The sequence below is a fragment of the Paracoccus versutus genome (genome assembly GCF_000763885.1).
Classification (GTDB): domain Bacteria; phylum Pseudomonadota; class Alphaproteobacteria; order Rhodobacterales; family Rhodobacteraceae; genus Paracoccus; species Paracoccus versutus.
Genome location: NZ_JRKO01000007.1, coordinates 25,481 through 46,837 on the forward strand (window position 1 = coordinate 25,481; position 21,357 = coordinate 46,837).

At 67.5% G+C, this 21,357-nt stretch carries 24 protein-coding genes, 1 tRNA gene and 4 pseudogenes; 10 read left to right on the forward strand and 19 right to left on the reverse strand.

What is annotated here, in order from left to right; all coding sequences use genetic code 11:
- Window positions 1-49: 49 nt before the first annotated feature.
- From IT40_RS04135 to IT40_RS04150, 4 genes are all read right to left on the reverse strand, one after another.
- On the reverse strand, window positions 50-1,183 hold the full coding sequence (locus IT40_RS04135) for an OpgC domain-containing protein (RefSeq protein ID WP_036751063.1): 1,134 nt from the start codon (window positions 1,181-1,183) through the stop codon (window positions 50-52).
- Window positions 1,180-3,345 (reverse strand): glucans biosynthesis glucosyltransferase MdoH, encoded by a 2,166-nt coding sequence (gene mdoH / locus IT40_RS04140; RefSeq protein WP_243700136.1) that lies wholly within the window; start codon window positions 3,343-3,345, stop codon window positions 1,180-1,182. The genes IT40_RS04135 and mdoH overlap by 4 nt, the downstream gene beginning before the upstream one ends.
- Window positions 3,346-3,350: 5 nt before the next feature.
- A complete protein-coding gene (locus tag IT40_RS04145; protein WP_244273996.1) occupies window positions 3,351-4,892 on the reverse strand; it encodes a glucan biosynthesis protein G in 1,542 nt (513 codons plus the stop codon).
- A gap of 225 nt (window positions 4,893-5,117) precedes the next feature.
- Window positions 5,118-6,032, reverse strand: coding sequence for a hypothetical protein (locus IT40_RS04150; RefSeq protein WP_036751068.1), 915 nt, complete (start codon window positions 6,030-6,032; stop codon window positions 5,118-5,120).
- A 138-nt stretch (window positions 6,033-6,170) separates the two neighbouring features.
- Here IT40_RS04150 and IT40_RS04155 point away from each other — a divergent pair, with 138 nt between their 5' ends.
- From IT40_RS04155 to IT40_RS04170, 4 genes are all read left to right on the forward strand, one after another.
- Entirely contained in the window at window positions 6,171-6,560 is a 390-nt protein-coding gene (locus tag IT40_RS04155) for a hypothetical protein (RefSeq protein WP_240540205.1), read from the forward strand.
- Complete coding sequence (locus tag IT40_RS04160) at window positions 6,557-7,219, forward strand: response regulator transcription factor (RefSeq protein WP_036751072.1); 663 nt, start codon at window positions 6,557-6,559, stop codon at window positions 7,217-7,219. Before IT40_RS04155 ends, IT40_RS04160 begins: the two co-directional genes overlap by 4 nt.
- Window positions 7,216-8,556: an ATP-binding protein gene (locus IT40_RS04165; protein ID WP_036751075.1), complete on the forward strand. Its 1,341-nt coding sequence runs from the start codon at window positions 7,216-7,218 to the stop codon at window positions 8,554-8,556. Before IT40_RS04160 ends, IT40_RS04165 begins: the two co-directional genes overlap by 4 nt.
- A 46-nt stretch (window positions 8,557-8,602) precedes the next feature.
- Window positions 8,603-8,692, forward strand: a tRNA-Ser gene (locus IT40_RS04170).
- A gap of 546 nt (window positions 8,693-9,238) precedes the next feature.
- On the opposite strand, the gene IT40_RS04175 is transcribed toward IT40_RS04170, so the two are convergent.
- The 5 genes and pseudogenes from IT40_RS04175 to IT40_RS28345 form a co-directional block, all read right to left on the reverse strand.
- On the reverse strand, window positions 9,239-9,712 hold the full coding sequence (locus IT40_RS04175; protein ID WP_036751077.1) for a sigma-70 family RNA polymerase sigma factor: 474 nt from the start codon (window positions 9,710-9,712) through the stop codon (window positions 9,239-9,241).
- A 100-nt stretch (window positions 9,713-9,812) separates the two neighbouring features.
- A complete protein-coding gene (locus tag IT40_RS04180; protein ID WP_147307255.1) occupies window positions 9,813-10,031 on the reverse strand; it encodes a hypothetical protein in 219 nt (72 codons plus the stop codon).
- 579 nt (window positions 10,032-10,610) lie between these two features.
- Window positions 10,611-10,811 (reverse strand): annotated as a pseudogene (locus IT40_RS30725) (hypothetical protein); the annotation flags it as partial.
- 9 nt (window positions 10,812-10,820) lie between these two features.
- Window positions 10,821-11,282 (reverse strand): NlpC/P60 family protein, encoded by a 462-nt coding sequence (locus tag IT40_RS04190; RefSeq protein ID WP_052095736.1) that lies wholly within the window; start codon window positions 11,280-11,282, stop codon window positions 10,821-10,823.
- A pseudogene (locus tag IT40_RS28345) lies at window positions 11,279-11,395 on the reverse strand (phage BR0599 family protein); the annotation flags it as partial. The pseudogene IT40_RS28345 and the gene IT40_RS04190, both read right to left, overlap by 4 nt.
- A 10-nt stretch (window positions 11,396-11,405) precedes the next feature.
- Between IT40_RS28345 and IT40_RS04195 the strand changes: the two are divergent.
- A pseudogene (locus IT40_RS04195) lies at window positions 11,406-11,621 on the forward strand (hypothetical protein); the annotation flags it as partial.
- Between the two features lie 207 nt (window positions 11,622-11,828).
- On the opposite strand, the gene IT40_RS04200 reads toward IT40_RS04195, so the two are convergent.
- Entirely contained in the window at window positions 11,829-12,107 is a 279-nt protein-coding gene (locus IT40_RS04200; protein WP_036751088.1) for a type 1 glutamine amidotransferase family protein, read from the reverse strand.
- 95 nt (window positions 12,108-12,202) lie between these two features.
- Here IT40_RS04200 and IT40_RS04205 point away from each other — a divergent pair, with 95 nt between their 5' ends.
- The 3 genes from IT40_RS04205 (at window position 12,203) to IT40_RS04210 (ending at window position 14,149) form a co-directional block, all read left to right on the forward strand.
- Window positions 12,203-12,964 carry a DJ-1/PfpI family protein gene (locus IT40_RS04205; RefSeq protein ID WP_243700131.1) on the forward strand — a complete coding sequence of 254 codons (762 nt, stop codon included), beginning with the start codon at window positions 12,203-12,205 and terminating at the stop codon, window positions 12,962-12,964.
- A complete protein-coding gene (locus IT40_RS29900) occupies window positions 12,900-13,343 on the forward strand; it encodes a hypothetical protein (protein WP_243700130.1) in 444 nt (147 codons plus the stop codon). The genes IT40_RS04205 and IT40_RS29900 overlap by 65 nt, the downstream gene beginning before the upstream one ends.
- A 158-nt stretch (window positions 13,344-13,501) precedes the next feature.
- Window positions 13,502-14,149, forward strand: a complete 648-nt coding sequence (locus tag IT40_RS04210; RefSeq protein WP_036751091.1) for a dihydrofolate reductase family protein — start codon at window positions 13,502-13,504, stop codon at window positions 14,147-14,149.
- A gap of 131 nt (window positions 14,150-14,280) precedes the next feature.
- On the opposite strand, the gene IT40_RS26605 is transcribed toward IT40_RS04210, so the two are convergent.
- The 3 genes and pseudogenes from IT40_RS26605 to IT40_RS30730 all read right to left on the reverse strand — a co-directional run.
- Window positions 14,281-15,072: an FAD-dependent monooxygenase gene (locus tag IT40_RS26605; RefSeq protein ID WP_341860329.1), complete on the reverse strand. Its 792-nt coding sequence runs from the start codon at window positions 15,070-15,072 to the stop codon at window positions 14,281-14,283.
- Entirely contained in the window at window positions 15,059-15,475 is a 417-nt protein-coding gene (locus IT40_RS30410; RefSeq protein WP_052095738.1) for an FAD-dependent monooxygenase, read from the reverse strand. The genes IT40_RS26605 and IT40_RS30410 overlap by 14 nt, the downstream gene beginning before the upstream one ends.
- A 52-nt stretch (window positions 15,476-15,527) precedes the next feature.
- A pseudogene (locus IT40_RS30730) lies at window positions 15,528-15,743 on the reverse strand (FAD-dependent monooxygenase); the annotation flags it as partial.
- Between the two features lie 181 nt (window positions 15,744-15,924).
- On the opposite strand from IT40_RS30730, the gene IT40_RS29495 reads away from it, so the two are divergent.
- Window positions 15,925-16,167, forward strand: a complete 243-nt coding sequence (locus IT40_RS29495) for a MarR family transcriptional regulator (RefSeq protein WP_208021287.1) — start codon at window positions 15,925-15,927, stop codon at window positions 16,165-16,167.
- Window positions 16,168-16,697: 530 nt separating this feature from the next.
- On the opposite strand, the gene IT40_RS04225 is transcribed toward IT40_RS29495, so the two are convergent.
- From IT40_RS04225 to IT40_RS04250, 6 genes are all read right to left on the reverse strand, one after another.
- On the reverse strand, window positions 16,698-17,642 hold the full coding sequence (locus IT40_RS04225) for a zinc metalloprotease HtpX (protein ID WP_036751092.1): 945 nt from the start codon (window positions 17,640-17,642) through the stop codon (window positions 16,698-16,700).
- On the reverse strand, window positions 17,639-18,118 hold the full coding sequence (locus tag IT40_RS04230; RefSeq protein ID WP_036751094.1) for a phosphate-starvation-inducible PsiE family protein: 480 nt from the start codon (window positions 18,116-18,118) through the stop codon (window positions 17,639-17,641). The genes IT40_RS04225 and IT40_RS04230 overlap by 4 nt, the downstream gene beginning before the upstream one ends.
- A gap of 222 nt (window positions 18,119-18,340) precedes the next feature.
- Window positions 18,341-19,300, reverse strand: a complete 960-nt coding sequence (locus IT40_RS04235; protein WP_084196850.1) for a YfdX family protein — start codon at window positions 19,298-19,300, stop codon at window positions 18,341-18,343.
- A gap of 72 nt (window positions 19,301-19,372) precedes the next feature.
- Entirely contained in the window at window positions 19,373-19,864 is a 492-nt protein-coding gene (locus IT40_RS04240) for an Hsp20/alpha crystallin family protein (RefSeq protein ID WP_036751095.1), read from the reverse strand.
- A 20-nt stretch (window positions 19,865-19,884) separates the two neighbouring features.
- Window positions 19,885-20,283, reverse strand: coding sequence for an Hsp20/alpha crystallin family protein (locus tag IT40_RS04245; RefSeq protein ID WP_036751096.1), 399 nt, complete (start codon window positions 20,281-20,283; stop codon window positions 19,885-19,887).
- A 14-nt stretch (window positions 20,284-20,297) separates the two neighbouring features.
- On the reverse strand, window positions 20,298-20,723 hold the full coding sequence (locus tag IT40_RS04250; protein WP_036751099.1) for an Hsp20/alpha crystallin family protein: 426 nt from the start codon (window positions 20,721-20,723) through the stop codon (window positions 20,298-20,300).
- A 201-nt stretch (window positions 20,724-20,924) separates the two neighbouring features.
- Between IT40_RS04250 and IT40_RS04255 the strand changes: the two genes are divergently transcribed.
- Window positions 20,925-21,353, forward strand: a complete 429-nt coding sequence (locus tag IT40_RS04255) for a MarR family winged helix-turn-helix transcriptional regulator (RefSeq protein ID WP_036751102.1) — start codon at window positions 20,925-20,927, stop codon at window positions 21,351-21,353.
- Window positions 21,354-21,357 lie beyond the last annotated feature (4 nt).

The window sequence follows — 21,357 nt, forward strand, 5'->3', positions numbered from 1 at the left end:
GGCCGACAGTTGAGCGGCTGGGGCCCGCCAAGGCAAGCCCCCGCACGCCCTAGCCCAGCCCGAGGCGTGTCCGCAACGGCGGCAGCCAGGTTTCCCGCCGCATCCAGGCCGCCGAGATGGCCCAGAAGGCCACCACCAGCCAGATGTCGATGGCCAGCCGGGTCCAGATATTCGCCGCGCCGGGCGGCACGGTCATGTCCAGCGCATCGCCCCAGATCGACAGCATCACGCAGACGATGAAGGAAAACAGCCCGCCGCGGCCGATCTCGGCCAGCGCCTCGCCCGGCACGGTGGCGGCCATCCAGGCAAAGGGCCGCGCCAGGGGCACCGCCACCATCCAGCTTGCTGCAAGAATGGCGGTGAAGCGCATGAAATCCAACGACCATTTGTCTATGCCGCCGGTGATCTGGCGCAGGAACTGGCTGACGGGCTTGGCGGGCGCGCCGATCTTCCAGGCGATCACGATGGTCAGCCCGAAGAGCAGCACCCCCACCGAGATCCAGGTCAGCGGCGCCGAATAGCGCCGCAGGACCGGCATGATCCGCTCGCGGAAGGCACCCATGGCGACGCCGGCAAAGAACAGGAGCTGCCAGCCGAAGGGGTTGAACAGCAGCCCCGGCCCCGGTCGCTGGTTGGGGATCAGCGCGTTCAGCGGCTGGGCAAAGACCCAGACCAGCACCGAAACCGCCATGGCGAGCCAGGGCCAGCGCAACAGGAAGGGCACCGTCACCGGCACGGTGGCGATCAGCAGCACGTAAAGCGCCAGCACGTCGAGCAGGTTCGGCTGCATCCACATCAGCGCCACGGTGGCGACATAGCCGATGGGATGTTCGATGATCCAGCGCGCATATTGGAACCAGACCGCGGTATGGTTCATGTGCAGCTGGAACAGCAGCGCCGAGAACAGCGCCAGCAGGATGGCGCCGGCGATCAGCGCCAGCCAGACCTGCGCCGCGCGGCGCAGGAAGCGGATCTGCGCGGCGCGGCGGCCCTCGCGCGCCTGGACCTTGACCCAGACCATGCCGACCAGGAAGCCCGACAGCAGCACGAACAGCTCGGCCGCGTCGAAGACGGCGAAATTGGTCAGCGTCAGGTTGCGCAGCACCCCGATCGGCATGTGGTCCAGCATGATGCAGACCAGCGCATAGCCGCGCAGCATGTCCAAAGCGGCGATGCGTTTCATTGCGGCAACTTCGCGAAGGCTTCGATCAGCGCGCGGTTCTCGATCAGCGCCAGTTGCTCGGCCGGGCCCAGGAAGTGCAGCGCCTGCGCCTGCGAGGCGGCATGGCCGATCTTGGCCTCGGCCGAGATGGCGTCGAGCCGCTCTTCGACCGGGCCGCGCGGCGCGGCGGGCAGCAGCGCCAGGATGCGCGCGCGCAGCGCCGCATCGCGCCCCAGCGCCTCCAGCCCCCCGCGCGGCAGGCCGCCCGCGATGCGGAAGTCCAGGACGTTGGCGGCGGTCAGCACCTCGGGGGGCTGGCGCTCCTCGGGGGTGACCAGCAGGCCCTGGCGGCGCGCCCAGCGGCCAAAGACCGGGCTGGCCGACCAGCGCGAGGTCAGGGGCGACAGGATCAGCCCGGCCAGGATCGGCGACAGCCAGACCAGCTGCCAGGGCGACAGGAAGGCCAGCACCACCAGCGTCGCGACCCCCAGGACGACATGCAGCGCATGGCGGCGCAGCACGACGTGCCAGGGCGGCATCTGGCCGGCGCGGACCTGCGCCTCCCAGCCGGAATCGCGGCCGCGCAGGATCTCGATGATCTGCCGGGTCTGGATCAGCATCTGCACCGGCGCAATCAGCGCGGAAAGCACGATCTCGAACATGGCCGAGGCCAGAAGCCGCACGTTGCCGCCCGAATCCTTGGCCAGCGGCCGCAGCCAGGCGCGGAAGATGGCGATGAACTTGGGCACCAGCAGGAAGGACATGGCGGCGATGAACAGCCACAGCATCCGCACCGGGTCGAAGGTCGGCCAGGTCGGGAACAGCTGGTAGGTCTGCGGGAAATAATCCGGCCGCGACAGCAGCACATTGGCCGACAGCGCCAGCCCGACCAGGATCAGCATCAGCCAGATCGGCGACATCAGGAAGCCCAGGATGCCGATGACGAAATGCGCCCGGCTGATCCAGGCGAAGCCGCGCGAAAAGATCAGCCGCGCATGCTGCAGGTTGCCCTGCGCCCAGCGGCGCTCGCGCACGGCCATGTCCAGCAGCGTGGGCGGGCAGCCCTCGAAGCTCTGGCGCAGGTCGTGGTCCAGCCGCACCTTCCAGCCGGCGCGGCGCAACAGCGCGGCCTCGACGAAATCGTGGCTCAGGATGGTGCCGCCAAAGGGCGGCCTGCCCGGCAGTTCCGGCAACCCGCAGCATTGCGCGAAGGCGCCGACGCGGATGATGGCGTTGTGGCCCCAGAAATTGCCGCTGTCTCCCGACCAGGCGGCGACGCCGCGGGCGACGGCCGGGCCATAGATGCGGCCGGCAAATTGCGTCAGCCGGGCGAAGATGGTCTGGCCGCCGACCAGCATCGGCATGGTCTGGATCAGCCCGACGGCCGGATCGGCGTTCATCCGCGCCGACAGCGCCTTGATCGTCGCCGCACCGACCACGCTGTCGGCGTCCAGCACCACCATCTGGTCATAGCGCCCGCCCCAGCGGCGCACGAAATCGCCGACATTGCCCGCCTTGCGCCCCTTGTTGAAGCTGCGGCGCCGATACCAGACCGGCACCGGCGAGATGTCGCGCAGCCGGCTGATCGCCGCCATCTCCTCGAATACGGCCTGCGGCTCGTAGCTGTCCGACAGCACGAAGATCTCGGCCCGCTCGCCCAGGCCCTCGCGGTAGAGGTCGCGCGCCAGCGCCGCCAGAAGGCCAGCCGTCGCCGCCGCGTTCTCGTGATAGACCGGCATGACCACGGCAAGGCGCGCCTGGTTCGGCCCCTCCGGGTTGCGCAGCCGCCGCGCGAAGATCCCCGAGACCATCGAGGTAAAGGAAAACCCGACCCAGGTGAAGGTCAGCGCGAACAGCACCAGCAGCACCGATTGCAGCCAGGTCATGTTCGTGCCGAAGGTCAGCATCATCTGCCGCCAGCCCAGCCAGGCGATCGCCGCCGCGCCGCCAAAGGCGGTCAGCCGCGCCGCGATCGTGCCCAGGCCCGGCCAGCGGCTGTCCGGCCCCAGGGGCGGGCGGGCACGGAAATCCTGCTCGGGCATGTCCAGCGGCGCCTCGGGCGGCGTCGCCGGGCCTTCGGATTGCGGCAGGTCCAGCGCCTCCCAGCCCTCTTCCGCGGACAGAGGAAGAGGACGGTTCTGGCTGGCCGGATGCCCGCCCGGCTGGCTGTGGGTCGCGCCCATGTCGGTCACTCGCGCGTCCAGCGGGCGATCCAGGTCTCGCTGAGCGGGCCGTTCGGACCGTTCAGCACCGCCGAGAGATCGGCCAGCTTGGCGCCTTCGGGCAGGTATTCGAAGGCCAGCCGCATCCGGCCCTGCTCGGGCAGGCGCAGCAGGTAGCTGTGCCCGATCCGCCCGGCCGAGGCGCGCAGCTGCGGCACCGGATCGTCCGAGCCGAACAGTCCCAGGTCGAAATCCACGATATAGGTGCGGCCGTTGGGATTGTTGATCGCCTGGCCCGACATGGTCTCTAGCACGCGGGAAATCGGTGCGCTGTCAGGGACTTCTGCGGCAAATGTCAGAATGTAGTTGAAGTCGTAGCGATTGCCCTTGGCCAATGTGTCGGCCGGCTGCCAGAACGAGACGATATTGTCGTTGAACTCGTTCTCGACCGGGATCTCGATCAGCGTGACCGTGCCCTTGCCCCATTCGTCCTGCGGCGCGATCCAGGCCGAGGGGCGCTTTTCATACCGCGCCTCGGCATCCTTGTAGGATTCGAAATCGCGCGCGCGCTGCGCCAGGCCGAATCCCAGCGGATCGTTGTCCATGAAGGCCGAGACCTGCAAGGTGCTGTGCCCCGACAGCACCCGCCACAGCCGCTGTTCGCTGCCGGTCAGCATCTGCAACCCGTCGCTGTCATGCACCGCGGGGCGATAGTCGTCCACGCGCGAGCGGTCGGTCGGCCCGAACCAATACATCGAGGTCAGGGGCGCGATGCCTGCGTTGCGCATGTCCTGGCGCGGAAACAGCGAGACGCGGGTGTCGAAGACCGTCTCGGCGCCCGGCGTGATGCGGAACTCGAACGCGCCCGAGACCGAGCGGCTGTCGAGCAGCGCATGGACCAGCACGGAACGGTCCTGCGATCCGGGCTTGTGGATCCAGAAGCCGCGGAACAGCGGGAACTCCTCGCCCTCGGCGCTGCCGGTGCCGATGGCCAGGCCGCGCGCCGAAAGGCCGTAAAGCGTGCCGCGCGCCACGGCGCGGAAATAGCTGGCGCCCTGGAAGACCGCGATCTCGTCCATCACGTCGGGACGGTTCAGCGGCGCGCGCAGGCGGAACCCCGACCAGCCCATGTTGCCCAGCGTCTCGTAATCGACGCCATCGGGGAATTGCACCGGGTCGAAGTCGAACATGTGCGGATCGAACCGGACCGGAATCACCACCCCCTCGTCGACCAGGGCGATGTCCACCGGCTCGTGGAAGATCGCGCCCGGCGGCAGCAGGTCCAGCGCGAAATCGCGGCTGCCGGCCCAGGGGTCGCGGTCGCGGCGGAACCGGATGCCGCGATACTGGTCATAGGTCAGGTTGCCGAAGCTGCCGACCAGCTCGGCATCGCGGTATTCATAGGGATTGGCGGCCAGATCCCTGGCCATCGCGGCGACATCCTCGAAGCCGAAGGGCCTGGGCGCGGCCTCCTCGGCCGGTTCGGCGGCGGCTTCCGGCTGGGCCTCGGGGCTTTCCTGCGCCAGGGCCGCCCCCAGCGAGGCTGACAGCGCGCTGACGGCCGACACGGCCGCACCGGCAGAAAGGACAAATTCACGACGACGCATCGACCGACCCCATGTTTCGGGCAGGAAAGCCCGGAAATTCCGGGGGGATTTCGCATTGCCGCGCGCATCAGGCAAGCCTTTTCGCGCCGAAAGGCAGGGTCTTGCCGAGAGGTTGATCGGAATTGCCGCGCCAAAGGGCCGCGCCGGCCCGAAAGCCCGCGCGGCCCGATGTGCCTGCCGCCTGCCTCAGCGGTTGATTTCCCGCGTGACCTGCCCCTTGGGGCTGAGCTCGACCGCGACCGGCTCGCCCTCGGGGTTCACCGCCTGCGCCAGGACGCGCGTCTCGTCCTGCATGATCTCGCCGATGCGGCTGTAGCCGGCCGAGGTCAGCGCCATGCGCACCTCGCCCCGGTCAAGCTGGTCCGGCGACAGCGCGCCCTGGCGCTGCGGCGCGGGCGCCTCGCCGGCAGGGGCCGGTGCCTCTCCGGCGGGGGCCGGCGGCGGCATGTCGCGGCCCGGCCCGCGGTCCCAGCCGCGCTCGCCCCCGCGATCCCCGCGCGGCCCATGGTCCCAGCCCCGCGGGCCGTCGCCGCGGTGATGGCCGCGACGCATGTCCCGGCGGTCGTGGTCGTGCTTGCCCTGCCAGCCCTTGCCACGATCGCCGCCGCGCTCGGCATCGCCGCGGCCAAAGCGCATCAGCGTGCCGTCCTGGGCAAAGGCGGCGCGCACGCCCTGCTTGCCGTCGCCCTGCCCGGCCAGCATCACGCCGCGCTCGCCCGAAAACACCGCCTTCAGCCCGCCCAGCTCGCCGAAGACCGCGCTGTCGCGCACGGGCTGCGGCACCAGCTGGTCGACCAGCGCCTGCGGCAACACGCCGTCGCCCTTGGCGCGCAGCCCGCGCAGCTGGCCCTTGTCGTCCAGCATGGCGTCGATCTGCGTGCCGTCGGGCAGCTTGCCCTCCAGCCGGGTGGCGCCACGCGGGCCGCGCTTGCTGGTCACGTCGGTCAGCCCGGCATCCTGCAATACCTGCGGCAGCGCGACCGGCGCCTGGGCCTCAGCCGCGGGCGGGGGCGCGGCGGGCGTCTCTTGCGCCAGCACGGGGGCCGAGAACGCCGCCAGCAGGGCCGAAAGCGCGATCGAGGTCGAGAGTTTTCTGCTCATCTCTGGTTCCTTCCTTATCGGGGCATCCTCAGCGGCCCCGGACGAATCGGGTGATAGCCCCTGTCGCGCCAACCAAAGACCAACGACCCGTTTGGCTTTCATTTGGATTTCGCCCATTACATAGGGCCGATGAACCGCATGCGCATCATATCCCTGTCGCTTCCCGTCGCGCTGGCGCTGGGGCTGAACGCGCTGGCCGAGGATCGCGGCCACGACCGCGGCCCGCCCTGGCCCGAGGATTGGGCGCCCGAGTTCGAAAGCCTCCAGCGCCACGATTCCCGCATCCTGCCGCTCAACCGCGCCGCCGAGATCGTGGCGGAACGGTTCCGCGGCCGGCTGATCGCGGCGCGCATCGTGCCGCCCACCCCCGACGAGCGGGCGCAGGGCGTGATCCTGGTGCATGAGCTGCGCCTGCTGACGCCCAGGCGCGACGTGCTGCTGATCCGGCTGGACGCGCATAGCGGCGATTTCCTGGAGGTCGCGGGCGCGGGCCTGACCGATGCCCGCCGAAAGGGGCCGAAGCCATGAAATGCCTGATCGTCGAGGACGACCCGACCCTGTCCGCGCAGCTGGCCGCCGCCCTGCGCGACGGCGGCTTCACCTGCGACATCGCCGCCGACGGCACCCAGGGCGAATTCCTGGGCTCGACCGAGACCTACGACCTCGCGATCCTGGACCTGGGCCTGCCCGGCATGCCGGGGATCGAGGTGCTGACCCGCTGGCGCGAGGGCGGCGCGACCATGCCGGTGCTGATCCTGACCGCGCGCGGCGACTGGACCGACAAGGTGGCCGGCTTTCGCGCCGGGGCCGACGACTATGCCGTCAAGCCTTTCCGCCTGGAAGAGGTGGTGATCCGCGCCCAGACCCTGGTGCGCCGCGCCGCCGGCCATGCCCAGGCGGTGATCAAGGCCGGGCCATTGCGGCTCGACACCCAGCTGGGCGTCATCACCCGCAACGGGCTGGCGCTGAAGCTGACGGCGTTCGAAACCCGCATCCTCGCCTATCTGATCCATCACCAGAACCGCGTGGTCAGCCGCAGCGAACTGTCCGACCACCTCTATGATTCCGCCGCCGACCGCGACTTCAAGTCCATCGAGGTGGTGATCGGCCGGCTGCGCAAGAAGGTCGGCGAGGGCCTGATCGAGACCCGGCGCGGCGAGGGCTATGTGCTGAGGACCGCCGCTTGATCCTGCCGCGCGATTCGATCCGCGCCCGGCTGATCGGGCTGGCGGCGCTGCTGACCGGGGTGGCGCTGGTCGCAGGCTACCTCGCCATCGCCGCCATCCTCGAGGATTTCATCACCGGCCGCTTCGACGCCGAGACCGGGGCGGTGGCCGACGCCCTGATCGCCGGCGCCGGGATCGACGCCGAGGGCCGGCTGGTTGCCGGCCCCGCCCCGACCGATCCGCGTTTCCAGATGCCGCTGTCGGGCTGGTTCTGGCAATTGACGCAGGACGGCCAGGTGATGGCGAAATCGCCCTCGCTCTTCGACAACGTGCTGAACCCGCCCGAGGCGGATTTCCAGGGCGGCCCCGGCCTTGGCCCGGCGAACGAACCGCTGCGGGTCGCGCGCCATGTCTTCACCCTGCCCGGTTCCGCCTCGGCCCTGGCCGTGACCGTGACCGCGCCGCGGGCCGAGATCGACGCCGCCATGGCGCGGCTGCGCCGGCCGCTGGCCATCTCGCTGGCCGTGCTGGGGCTGGCGCTGGCAGCGGCCAGCCTGCTGCAGGTCGCGGCGGGGCTGCGCAGCCTCGACCGGCTCGGCCGCGACCTGCGCCGCATCCGCGCCGGCCAGGCCGAGGCGCTGCCCCTGCCCGCCGTGGCCGAACTGCGCCCGGTCGCGGCCGAGATCAACGCGCTGCTGGAACAGAACCGCGCCGTGCTGGCCCGCGCGCGCGAGCATGTCGGCAACCTGGCGCATTCGCTGAAGACGCCGCTGGCGGCGCTGGACAATGCGCTGCCCCCAGACCATCCCGGCCACGCGCTGATCGCGCGCATGGACCGCCAGATCGGCTGGCACCTGCGGCGCGCGCGCAGCTCGGCCGCGCCGCGGCTTCTGGGCCAGCGCACGCCGGTCGCGCCGGTGATCCAGGACATCCTGCTGGTGCTGGGCGGCCCGATCCGCGAGACCGGCCTGCGCGTCGAGGTCCGCGCCGAGGCCGATCCCGCCTTCGCCGGCGAGCGGCAGGATCTCGAGGAGATGATCGGCAACCTGGTCGAGAACGCGGTGAAATGGGCTTCCTCGGCGATCCGCATCACCGCGCGGACCCAAGGCGACCAGCTGCACATCCTGATCGAGGACGACGGCCCCGGCATGTCGGATCAGGATCATGCCCTGGCGCTGACCCGCGGCGCCCGGCTGGACGAGGCCGGCCCGCCGGGCACCGGCCTGGGCCTTGCCATCGTCGCCGACCTGGCGGCGCTGCATGGCGGCGCGCTGACGCTGGACCGCGCGGCGCTGGGGGGCTTGCGCGCGGGATTGCGGCTGCCGGGGGCTGCCGCGCCGGCAGCGCGGCGCGGCTAGATTCCCCTTGCCTCGCATGGCGCGCCGGCCTATCCCGGCTCGGCCTGGAAGCGTGGCCGAGTGGTTTAAGGCTCTGGTCTTGAAAACCAGCGTGGGGGAGACTCCACCGTGGGTTCGAATCCCACCGCTTCCACCATTCCATCAATAAAACAGTGGCTTGTTGAAGAATGCTGAGAAAACCGGGTCGCTCTCCCGGCCCGCCGGTCGAGGCCGAAACGGACTCGCCTTATCGCGGCGCGATGCAGGTGGTGCCGGGCGGGACCGCTGGCTGGCACGCATGATAGGAGCGACAAGAAAGCCGGCCAGCCCTGTGTAGCGCGTCAAAAAAACGCCACCAGACACCAGCCGCTCAAAGCGCATTAAACCCATGTTTCTGTCGCGTTACACCCTGCGTCGGCCGGGGGCTGTTCATCCCCCTTGGTCGAGGGGACATCCCCAGCGACCCGATCTTCGTGTTCGATGCCTGTCCTATGCCTTCAATTTCGAGCCGTTGGAACCGGCCCCTGCACCCTACGGCCGCGGGGGTGTTGGCGGTGGCAAGGATGGCCGCCAGTGCAGGGCCGAGCGCGGGGCGCAAGCGTCCAGAAACGCCGCACTGGCCCCGGCCAGCGGGACCGGCCTTCCCGCCCCGATCGCCTTCCCGAACCAGCCCGGCAAGCGCGTCGCAGCTCGGCTTCGGCCTTCAGAACGCGGGTTCCAGCACCCTGCGCAGCATCGAACGCGCCCGGTTCACGCGGCTCTTGATGGTGCCGATGTCGCAGTCGAGGATGCGCGAGGCGTCCAGGTAGCTCTCGCCAAGCGCGCCGACCAGCACGATCGCCTCGCGGTAATGCACCGGCATCGCGCGCAACGCCGCCTGCAACTCGCGAGCCTGCAGGTGCCATTCCTGGTCCGGCTTGACCTGCGGCGCCAGCGAGGCGCAATCCGGCGCCCCGGTGCGCTCGCGCGCGGCTTTCCGGCAATTGGTGAAGAAACGGTTGCGCATGATGGTGAACAGCCAGGCCCGCATGTTGGTGCCCGGCCGGTAGCGGTGGACGTTCTCGATGGCGCGCAGCAGGGTCTCCTGGACCAGGTCCTCGGCATCCGGGACCGACCGGCACAAGGCGCGCGAATAGGCCCGGAGCGCTGGGATATGGCCGAGTATGTCGTCCGACATGACGGTCCTTCGCAATCCTCGAGGTGACGGCGGAGAGTCAATGCGGGCCAGGAAGGATGGTTCCGTGCGAAATCGCCGGATCGGCAGGAACCGGCCGGGCCTAGCGCAGGCCCCCGCCCGCGCTGCCATTGCCGCCGCCACCATTGCCGCCGCCCTTGCCGGCGCGGCGATGCCGGGCCTCGTCGAGCGCCGTCTCGAGCCGCCGCGCCAGTTCGCGCAGCCGCGGCGAGATCGGTTCCCTCTCCGTCTGCGCCAGCAGCTCGGACAGGGCCTTGTCGAGTTCGGGATCGACGATGGGGCTGCTTTCACCGTTGGCCATCAGGATCTCCATGTTCCACGCAACTGATCTATTTTAATCGAATGCCGCCGCTTGGCGAGCCTTCCCCCGCTGCATATTCCGACAGTGTTGCAGAACGGGGCGCGAATTCCCGCTCACATTCGGGCGATGCCCGCCGCCGCCTTGCCTTCCGAGGTGCCCTCGCGGCCGGCCGGTTCGGCAGCGGCCGGCGCGCCGTTTCCTGCGGGAACATCCCACGCCGGGGGCGATCACATGGCGCGGGAGGCCGGGACATCCAGAAACGGGTCCGGAAAAGCAGACCAGCCGCAGGACGCGACCGAGGACGCCGAGACGGCAGGCGGGGGCCAAACCAACTCGGGCCGGGACGCGAAGGACGACAGCTTCGCCAGGCCGCGCGAGCCTCACCGGGCCCTGCGCGCGCTGCTGGGCGAATGCGCCGAGGCCGCCGAGCGGTCCGGGCCGGACCAGCGCGGCCGCAAGACTGCCGCTGAAGCGGATGTCCGCCGGCCCGGCCCCATCCCTGGCCCCCGCTCTGTCCCCAGCCTCGCAGGCGCGGCCAGCCGGTGGCGCGCCAGCATCCGCGGCAGGACCGGTGCATGGGCCCTCCGTCGAGGAGGTGATGCGCAGCGTGTCGAGACGCGCGCCCTCGATGCGCTGGGTGGGCGCGAGCGACGAGATGATCCAGCTGTCGACGACCGAGCCGATGGTGGAGCCGATGAAGCCGCCGATCGTGGCGGCGCAGACGCCGAGGATCGCGCCGCCGATGGCGGCGCCGGCGACGCCGAGAACGAGGGTGGCCATGGCAGATGCTCAGCGTTGCGGGAACACGAAGGCGAAGGCGATCCGCCGCCGCCAGACAGAGGTGAGTGGCTCCTCGATCACACCCAGCCGCTCGTAGGCGTGGAGGAAGGTGCCAGGCCCGGTGAGGATCCCGACATGCTTGGCGATGGCGCGGGGCTTCATCCGGAAGAGGACCAGCGCGCCGGGTTCGGCCGCCGCAGGGTCCACTTCGATCATGATGCGCCGCGCGCCCTCCGCCAGCACCTCGCGCGGGCCGGTCTCGCCCCAGTCGCGGCCGTAGGGCGGGATCGGGAACGGCTCGGGGCCGACGAGTTCGCGCCAGACCCCGCGGGCGAGGCCGAGACAGTCGCAGCCCACGCCGCGCAGGCTGGCCTGGTCGTGGTAAGGTGTGCCGAGCCAGGATCGCGCCGTCGCGATCACCCTGTTCGGCTCGGCCCCGCGCGGAGCGCACTCTTCCGGTAGGCTCGTCACAGCACGCTCCCGTCGTGCCCGCCGTCCCTCGTCGCGTAGCGGAGAACGGCATCCTGACCGGGGATATGCGGGAAGCCCCGGAAGTTGGCGACATTGGCAAACTTCACGCCACAGTTCACCGGCTGGGAAGGTGTCGGCGATGCCTACGGCAACCCCGTTCCCGTCACATCGGAAGGCATCGACGCGCTTCTCGATATCTGGCCGGTGTTCGAGGCCTTCCAGACCCGCTGTCTCGCGCCGCACCCGATGCTGGACGTGGGGGCCTGCAAGGACATGGAAACGGCGGCCGTTCAAGGCCGCCCACTCACCTTGATGAGACAACGCAACAGGAGACGATAGCCGCCACGCGCCAGGTCGTTCGCCATCGCGTGCCGTCCGGCGCGATGAGGCCGGTGGCCATCACGCCCCGTTTCGTGGATCTGGCAAAGAGCGGGCGACGGGCGCTCAGGCCCGAGCGCGTCGCAATGCCTGCGGCGGCTGGGCTCGGCGAGCAGGAAAGCGCCCGAGCAGACGCTGGCGATGCGCCGGGCCGTCACGCTCCTCAGCTCAGGCGACGATCTGCTGCGCTGCCGCCATCGAGCGGATGATCTCGCCGCCCGAGACGAGGATTGTATCGAAGGGGCCGTCGCGCAACGGCTCGGCCGCGAGGCTGAGGCCGAAGGAGCTTTCCACGCGCGCCGTCGCGCGGCAGATGCCCGGTGCCATGCCCCTGAGCTGGTAGCTGCCCGGCCGGAAGCGCTCCGCCATCTCGAAGGCTGCGGTCGGGCCGGCCGCGTCGAGCAGTTGAAATCCCGGATGGAGCACAATGGCGATATTGCGCATCATGGCAGTTTTTGCCGGATTTATGTCATTTCAGCCATGATCGGCCCGCGGTAAGATCAGGTCAACCTGGAACCCGGAGGACCAAAGTGAGAAAACGCATGGTTGCCATGTGGGGACTCATCGGGGCCGTCATCGTCGTGGCGGGTGGCTTCGGCCTGTGGCTCGCGGCGTTGCCGTCCGATATGGCGGCATCCGCGCCGCCGGTGCCTGCCTCCGAGACGGCGGCGATGCTGGACGCGCTCCAGCCCTCCAGGAAGCGGCGGCCGGTCATCGCCGTCATCGGCCTCAACGATGCGACCGAGACGACGGACTACGTGGTGCCGACAGGAATCCTGCGGCGCGCCGACGTGGCCGATGTGCTGATGCTGGCGGCCGGCCCTGGTCCGGTCCATCTCTATCCCGCGCTCAACGCGGTCGAGCCGGATGCGACGATCGCCGAATTCGACGCTGCGCACCCGGACGGGGCGGACTATGTGATCGTGCCGGCAATGAGCCGCGACGACGATCCCGCCGTGCTGGCATGGCTGCGGCAGCAATCGGACAAGGGCGCCATCGTCATCGCTGTCTGCGCCGGGGCCAAGGTCGTCGGCGCGGCCGGCCTGCTCGACGGCAGGCGCGCCACGACACACTGGTACTACCTGAAGGACCTGCTTCGGCGCAGCCCGACCATCGAGTATGTCGCACCGGCGCTTCGTGATCGACGGAAACGTCGCGACGACCACCGGCATCACCGCATCCGTGCCCATGATGCTGACCCTGATCGAGGCCGTCGCCGGCCGCAAAAAGGCAGAGGCCGTGGCCCAGGATCTCGGCGTCGACCGCTGGGACGCGCGGCATGCGAGCAGCGCATTCAGGTTTAGCCGCTCGTTCGCCACCACTGTTCTGGGCAACCTGGTCGCCTTCTGGAACCGCGACGCGTTCGGGATCGCCCTGGAACCGGGCATCGACGAGGTTGCGTTGGCTCAGGTCGCCGATGCCTGGTCGCGGACCTATCAGTCGAAGGCCGTCACCTTCGCTGCCTCGACGTCCGCCATCGTGACGGCGAACGGCATTCGCATCCTGCCCGGCCAGGTTGCGGAGGCCTGGCCGCAGGAGCACACCGTCTCGATCTTCCCGGACCGGCGACCCGAAGCTGCCCTCGACCTCAATCTTCAGGCGATCGCCGGGCGATATGGCCAGCGCACGGCCAGGGTGGTGGCCATGCAGCTTGAATATCCTTGGGCTGAGACTGTGCCATGAAGGATTCGCGGAACTTGCCGGGTCGCGCATCTGCACGTCCCCTGGCTGACGCTCGGCTTCCATCGCGGCGGCGATGCCATCCGCAGCTGAAAAGGTGAAGGGGTCAGCGGCCGCAGGTCGATCGCGGTCCTGGCCCGACAGACAGAAGGAATATCGACATGTCGCTCGCCCAAGTCCAGAACTTTGCCATCTCGCTCGACGGTTTCGGCACCGGGGAAGGCCTGAGCCGCGATCGCCCGTTCGGCCATGCGGACGAAAGGCTCCACGAATGGATGTTCAAGACCCGATGGTGGCGGGAGAGAACTGGCCGACAGGGTGGAACCGGCGGCATCGACGACGCGCTCGTTCGCCAGCACGACACCGGCATCGGCGCCGAGATCATGGGCGCCGGCAAATACGGCTTCCCCGGATGGCAGGACGATCCCGACTGGAAAGGTTGGTGGGGTTCCAGCCCGCCGTTCCACACGCCGGTCTTCGTCCTGACCCATCACATCCGCCCGCCGATCGAGATGGAGGGCGGCACGACGTTTCACTTCATCGATGCCTCGCCCGCCGAGGCGCTCGCGATGGCGCGCGAGGCCGCAAAGGGCCAGGGCGTGCGGATCGGCGGCGGCGCGACCGTCGTGCGCGACTTCTTCGCCGCCGGCCTGGTCGACCACGCCCATGTCGCGGTGGTGCCGATCCTGCTCGGCCGCGGCGTCCGGCTGTGGGACGGTCTCGAAGCCCTGGAGCACAGCTATGAGATCGAGGCGGTCTCGTCGCCGAGCAGGGTGACGCATCTGACATTCACGCGCCGAGGTCTGTAAACCACGGTCCCCCGGTGGCCGACAGCCGGGCGAAACCGGGCATCAGTCCGCGCTGCGCAATGAATCCGTCATCAGCTTGAAGCCGCGCGCACCGGCAGCAACGCCGGCCACTATCCGTTCCGGTCCTTCGTTCATTGGCGCGACGACCTCCAGGAATGGCAAGCCCCGAAACAAGTACTGCCAGCAATACGGCATGGAAGAGGTAGTCCGCCGGCGAGCGTAATGCCCTGTCTTTCGCTGACGGCCGCCCTCGCCCGGCGCCATGCGGCCTCTACCGCAAGCAGAACAAAGCCGCGGTCGACCAGGTCGAGCATCGAGATCGGCTCTCCGCTGCGCTCGACCACCAAATGCGGCGCACGTGTGCCGGGCCGGCCCGACAGTTCGGCGACCGGCTCGAAGGGACGATCCGGCGGCGGACCTTCCGGCACGATCGCACCCGTGTCGTAGCGCTGCCCGAACACGATATCGTAGTCGTCCACGATGGCGACGGCAGGCGGCAGCCGCCCCGCAGGACCCTTGAACCACTGCTGCAAGCGGGCAAGCGCCTGCGCCACCGTCGCGGCGATCACCGACCGGCGCTCCGCGTCGTAGCTGTCAAGCAGGCCGGCATCCGCCTCGCCCCGGACGACCATGGCGAGCTTCCCGGCCAGGTTGTGCGCGTCGTGGATGCCCGAATTGCCCCCGAATGCCCCGGTCGGCGGCATGAGGTGCGCGGCGTCGCCGACCAGAAAACAGCTACCCGCGGAAGCGCTTGGCGACGCATGCCGCCATCTCCCAGAACCGCGCGTCGACCAACCCCGCCTTGATGCCGGATCGGCCGGCCGCCTTTTCGACGAGTTCCCGGCAACGGTCGCGGTCGAAATCCTCCGGTCGCTCGCCTTTCTCTGGAAAATACTGCAATGCCACCAGTCAGCGCCCGCCAGGACGCAGCGTGACGGTGGCGTTGAGGTCGGTAACGAAGCAGGAGGTGAAGCGCTCGCCGCCGATCTCGGAAGACAAGTCGGTGTCGAAGATGATGTTCATCCAGTGCTGCAACACGCCCGGACCGCTTCGGCCGATGCCGAACATCTCGCGGAGCCTGCCGCCGGCACCGTCGGCGGTGATCAGATAGTCGGCGACCGCCGTTTCCTCCTTCCCGGTTTCGCGATTTCGGATGACGGCGCGAACACCGGCGGCGTCCTGCTCGAAGGACAAGCGCTCGCTGCTGAAGCGAATGTCCGCACCCAGCCTCTCTGCGCAATGCTGCAGGATCGGTTCCAGAACGTACTGGTCGCAAGTCGCAGGCTGCGTGAGGCTGTAGGGGCTGGCACCGGGCCATGGCACCATCGCATATCTGGATCGGCAAGGCTTCTTCCCCGCACAATGCCGCCCCCTGCTGGTCACCGGAGCGTTTGGCGCGGATCTCCGCCTCCAGCCCGAGGCCGCGGAATATCTCCATGCTGCGGGGCGAGATGCCGGCGAATTTGTACTGGATCGACGTGTCGGCATGGCGCTTCACCACCATGCAGCCGATACCCTGATGGGCGAGAAGTGCTGCGGCCGTCAGGCCGTTCAGGCCGCTGCCGACGATCAGGACAGGGATATGCGTGCTCATGGGCTTCTCCCGTGCTTGGCATAAACGGGTTCGCCTCCGGCAGAGCCGGGTCACGTGCTGCCGGCATTTCTTTTGACTAACAAAATCATTTGACCATTCAAAGTATGCCAAGACATTGAAGCAAGGCGAAACCGAAGATGACGACACGCCCTCACGACGCGCCGGACCCTGCCACCGAGGCTTGGCGCTGTTTGATTTTCTGATGCGTTCGGCGCCGCAGCTTCTTGAGGCGCAGCAAAGCCATGAACTGACACCGAACCATTCCCGCGCCCTGTTCTCGCTCGACGCGGATGGCAAGCCGATCGGGGTGTTGGCGCGCGAATGGGGCTGCGACCCTTCGACTGCGACATGGTTGGTGGACCGGCTGGAGCGATCCGGCCTGGCCGACCGCGTTGCGTTGCGTTGCCCAGCGATCGGCGGGTGAAGCTCGTGCGAGCAACCGAAAAGGGAAGCGCGACGAAGGACGATTTGCAAGCGGCCTACTATCGTCCCCCGGCCGAGATCGCAAAGCTATCGCCAAGCGATCTCGATGCGCTCATCCGCATTTGTCGGAAGCTGCAAGATGGGTAAGAGGGTGCTTCGGCATCAGGTGCGCGTCGACGCCGCGCGGATCGAAGTCATGCTCGCAAGCTCCACCCATCCGCGCCTCACAGCTGCCGCCGTGCGGGAACTGGGAGCGCAGCCGGCTCCGGCTCGTAAAGCACGACTATCGGCAGGATCACGTCCGGGCTTTTGCGCAACGCGTCGAGGTGGCCGACGATGCAATCTACATCAGGCAGAAAAAGCGCCCTGTTGCGGACGCTGATAGCCACCAAGGGAGCGAAATGGCGGGAATCGGCGTTCCCGGTTTTATACCGAATTGGCGGAGGGGACGGGCCTGACGTCGAACCTTCTCCACTGATTTACTTTACAAAGCAATGACTTACGTGCGTTTCCGTCAGCCGTCCGGCTGCCTTACCAATAAAATCCGAAGGACCTGAACCGCGGTTGAGCCTGTGGCGACGTCAGTGCGGGCATCGCGTGCCCGGCCATCGGCGGGACGGAAAGCGTTCGGCTGGGGGCCAGCGCGCGGAGCCTCGCGATCCGGCTTTCCACCGGCGGATGCGTCCGCAGCAGCGAGGGTTCGGGGATGCGTCTGCCGGGCAGGAAGATGTCCTCCCAGAACCGGCCGACGCGGCGCTCGAGCTTGCCGAGCGCGCCGATCAACCCCTCGGGGTCGCCGGTCAGGTCCGCCGCCACCCGGTCTGCATCGTATTCGCGGGTGCGCGACAGCCCGAGCTGGATCAGCGCCATCAGCGTGGGCGCGAAGATCAGGAGCACCACGACCGACCAGGGCACATGGACCATGCCCGCCATCACGAGCGGCAGGTTCACCAGCACAAGCAACTGTCCCATCCAGCTTGCCAGCGACACCAGCCGCGACATCACATCTGCGAGCCCCATGATCCAGAGGTCGCGATGGGCGATGTGGCCGATCTCGTGCGCGAGGACGCTGGCAAGTTCGCGGCCGTCGAGGATCTCGAGCAGCCCGTCGGTGACGCAGATCGTGCTGTCCTCGGGGCTGCCCATGGCAAAGGCGTTCGGCAGCCGGCTCGGGACGCGATAAAGCGCTGGGGTGCGCGGCAGGCCGGCGCGGCGCGCGAGCTCGGCAAGTGCTGCGATGAGACCGGGGGCCTCGCGCCCCGTCAGACGCTGGGCGCGATAGGCCGACAGCAGCATTCGTCGGGACAGGTCGGGGGCCAGAAACAGGCCGGCGACCATGCCGAGCGCGACGAGCAGCCCCGTTCCGGGCCCCAGGATCACGGTGACCGAAACCCAGGCGAGCGCCGCCATGAGTCCGAGCAGCAGCGCCGATTGCACGAGATTGAGCAGACGGTGGCGGGCGGAGGTCGCGGTCATGTCGTCGTACGGTCTCCGAGTTCGCGCCGGTCCTGATCGCGCACCAGCCAGTGGACAGCGCCCAGTGCAAGCGCTGCGGCGGCGAGTGCGGCAATCTTTGCCGGCTCCGTCTCGCCGAGGTCCAGGATGATGAATTTGCGCGCGAGGGCGAGGAGCGCGATCAGCACGATCGTGCGGACTTGGAGGATCCCGAAGCTGCGTTCGGTCGCAACAAGAAGGGAGCGCTTGAACTCGAGCGCGATCACTACGGTGAAGATCATGCCGAACACCACCTGGAAGGTGGCGTAATCGAGAGTGTCGAATGCCCCCAGAATCAAGCGGTTCACGACTTCGCGCAGCAGCGCCCAGACCGACGCCACGACGATCGCCGCAATGATGACGCTGAGGACGATGATGACAACTTGCTCGAACTTCTCGTAGAGCGTCATCGCCGACCATTGTTCACGGGTCAGCCTGGATGGTTTCAGGTCTTTCATCAGTACCCCTCGAAGTTCCCCCCGGAATAGACAAGCTCTCCCTGGCTTGGCCGCAGACCGGGATCATTCGGGAGTTCTTTACCTGCGATGGAGCCAGGAACCAATTGTTATGTTTCGAGAACCGGGACTCTGGTCCCAGACTGTCGATCGTTCCTCAGTCTTCATGCGAAAGAGCCCCGCCGCCGGTCTCGTTTGCGGCGGGGCTCCATCAGAGGTTCTCTTTTAGTTGAAGATGCGGGTTCGAAGTTCCTCGAACCGGGTCGCAATCGTTTCGAAGATCCCTCCGGTATCCTCCTGCGCCTTAATCTGACGGTCCAACTCATTCAGCGCCTCATGCAGATCCTCGAAATCGCTTTCGCGGCCGTAGCCGAGCGCTTCGGCGATTTCGATTTCCTGGCGTGCCGCCGCAACATAGTCGGCGGCCGTCAGATCGGCACCTTCAGTAGCGGCTTTGTCGTTTGCTTCAGTAGCGGCTTTGTCGTCTGCCGCCTTACCGTCGTCATTGAGCAGAGCTTTGGCCTTCTCGATCATCGCCACGGCTCTGAGCGGAGGCAGGGCGATCACTGTTTCGGTCACCACCTGGGTGCTCAGTGCGGCGTTGAGAACCGTCATCGCTTCGTCGGTCTTTCCTTCATCAAGCAGTGCCGTCGCTGCGAGGATCGCGTCGGGATAGGTCGCAAGCGGCAGGCTGGTTGTCCGGATGACAACCTCGGACGCGAACTCGCTCAGCAGCGGTCTCGCTTCCTGGAACTTCCCATCGTCGACCAAGTCCGCGATCTGTTTGCCGAGTCCTCGGACGGCTTCGACGCTGCCCAGAACGTCATAGGTGAAATGATTGACCGATACGGGCGCCAAAGCGAGATCCGGTTCACGCGCGACGACGGTCTCGAGCTTCCCCGTGGCCAACGCGAGCGCAGCAATCGCCGCATCTGTATCGCCCTTCTCGATCGCGGCGATCGCAGCGTTCGTTTCATCGAGCGCGTCGACCGCCTCCTGGATCAGGGCGGTGCGTTTATCGGCGAACTGTGAATCGGTTTCGGCGGTCACGCTCTCTTGGACCTGCTCCCGGTTGACCGCCTGCGCTTCAGCCTCCGCCTGAGCCGTATCCTGAGACCAGGAAGGGCCGGCGCTGACAATCAGCAGGGCCAAAGCTGTTCCCGCGTAAAGATTCCTGAGTTTCATCGGTCTGTTCCTTTCGGCTGTGATTGGTTCTACGGCGGTTTCGCCGCAGAGTTGGCACGATCAATGCCCGGCTCAGGCCTCCTTGACCGCGATTTTCCTGACCTTGGCCTGGGCTTCGGGCGTTTGCGGCAGCTTGATCGTCAGAACCCCGTTCTTGAAGGATGCCTCCGCCTTTTCGCCATCCACACCGGGGGGGAGCGGGATTGTCCGATAGATCGCGCCGTAGCTGCGCTCGGACAGATAATACCCTTTTTTCTCCTCCTGGCGCTCGATCTTCTTCTCGCCCTTCACAGTCAACATGTCATCGTTGACCGTCACCTCGATGTCCTTCATCTCCATGCCCGGCAGCTCGATCGACACTTCGATCGCCTTGTCGGTCTCGACCACGTCGGATTTCGCTTCGCCGCTGCCAAAGGGCCATTCGAAATGACCGACCCGGTTCCAGAAGTTCTCGAACACATGGTTCATTTCGCGCTGGAGTGTCGCGATCGGGTTGTCTTCGCTGCTCTTGGCATCTGGCGCGCCGTCCTTGCGCGCCCAGGGAATGAGGTCTTTGATCTGCAAGATATGGTCTCCTTCGGATTTCAGGCGCCCTTGACGGCGATCTTTTTCGGCTGCGCTTCAGGGGCTCGGGGGAGCGTCAGGTTGAGGACAGCTCCACGCATCTCGGCTTCGATCCTGTCGGGGTCGAAGTCCTCGGAAAGCGTGAAGGCACGCTCGAAATCGCCCTCGCCATATTCGGCATGGGCAAGTTCGAGGTTTTCCGGCCGCACCGGGTCAACCTTGCCGCGGATCGTCAACACGCGATTTTCGAGCGTGATTTCGACCGCATCGGGAGCGACCCCAGGCATTTCAAGCATCATGGAGACGCCCTGATCGGTCTCGACGATATCGGTCAACGGACGGTAGATGCGTCCGCCGCCGGTGGTTTCGGGCGAGTCGGTCGGCGTCTTTTCGGCGGCTTGCGTGATGTCGGTGCTCATCGTGCCAGCTCTTCTCAGGCTGCCTTGATCTCGATTTTCTTCGGCTTTTCTTCCTCGGGCCGGGAGATGACGATCCGCAATACGCCGTTCGTCATCCTCGCCTCGACCTTGTCATCCGAGGTCGCGAACGGCAGGCGTATAGCGCGGGAAAACCTGCCGTAACCGCGTTCGTTGCGGTGCCAGCGCGCACCGTCGGGAACCTCGGGCGCCTTGCGTTCGCCCGAAAGGGTCAGGACGCTGTCCTTGACCGAAATCTCAATGTCGCCCGGTTCGATGCCGGGAAGTTCAGCGGTGACTCCAACGGCCTCAGGGCCTTGCCAGACATTCACCGCCGGGAACGCCGCGCGGGACGGCGGCCAGAAACCACGGTCGAGATCGCGCATCATGGAGCGCATCAGCGCAAAGGGATCGCTGCGGCGCAGATATGTCGGGTAGAGCATTGCTGGCCTCCTGTTGCTGATCGATGCCCCCGAACCGTCGGCATGGACGGACCGGGCAACGGTGCCGGCCGGATGTGGGTTCGGAGACCGCCTATCAAGATAGGCGGTTCCATTTATTATGCAAGCATATATGGTGCATGCATTGCGCATTGGATGGAGAGCAGTCTATCCTGTTTCTCATGCAGTGGAGGAAGGATACCCATGATCTCTTCTGATCTTGCCCTGATCGGGACGACGATCCACCGGGTCGCGCAGCTCATCCAGCAGCGGATCGACAACGAGATCGGCGACAGCGGCCTGACCCGCCTGTCCTGGATGGCGGCGACACATGTCGAGGATTCGCTCGGGCTGACCATCGGCGATCTGGCCGGGCGGCTGGAGGTAGGCCGGGCCACTGCGGGCCAGCTCGTCGATCGCATGGTACAGGGCGGTTGGGTCGAGCGGTGGCCCTCGCCCGACGACCGGCGGTCGCAGATCGTCACGGCAACACCTAAGGCCAGGGCGATGCTGGAGGAACTCGCGCCGCGGCAGTCGGCGCTCGAAGATGAAATCCTGCAGGATCTGTCGGCGGACGAAAGGCGCATTCTGCTGGCGCTGCTCGAGCGGATCAAGTCGCGGCTTTTACGCTAGAGGG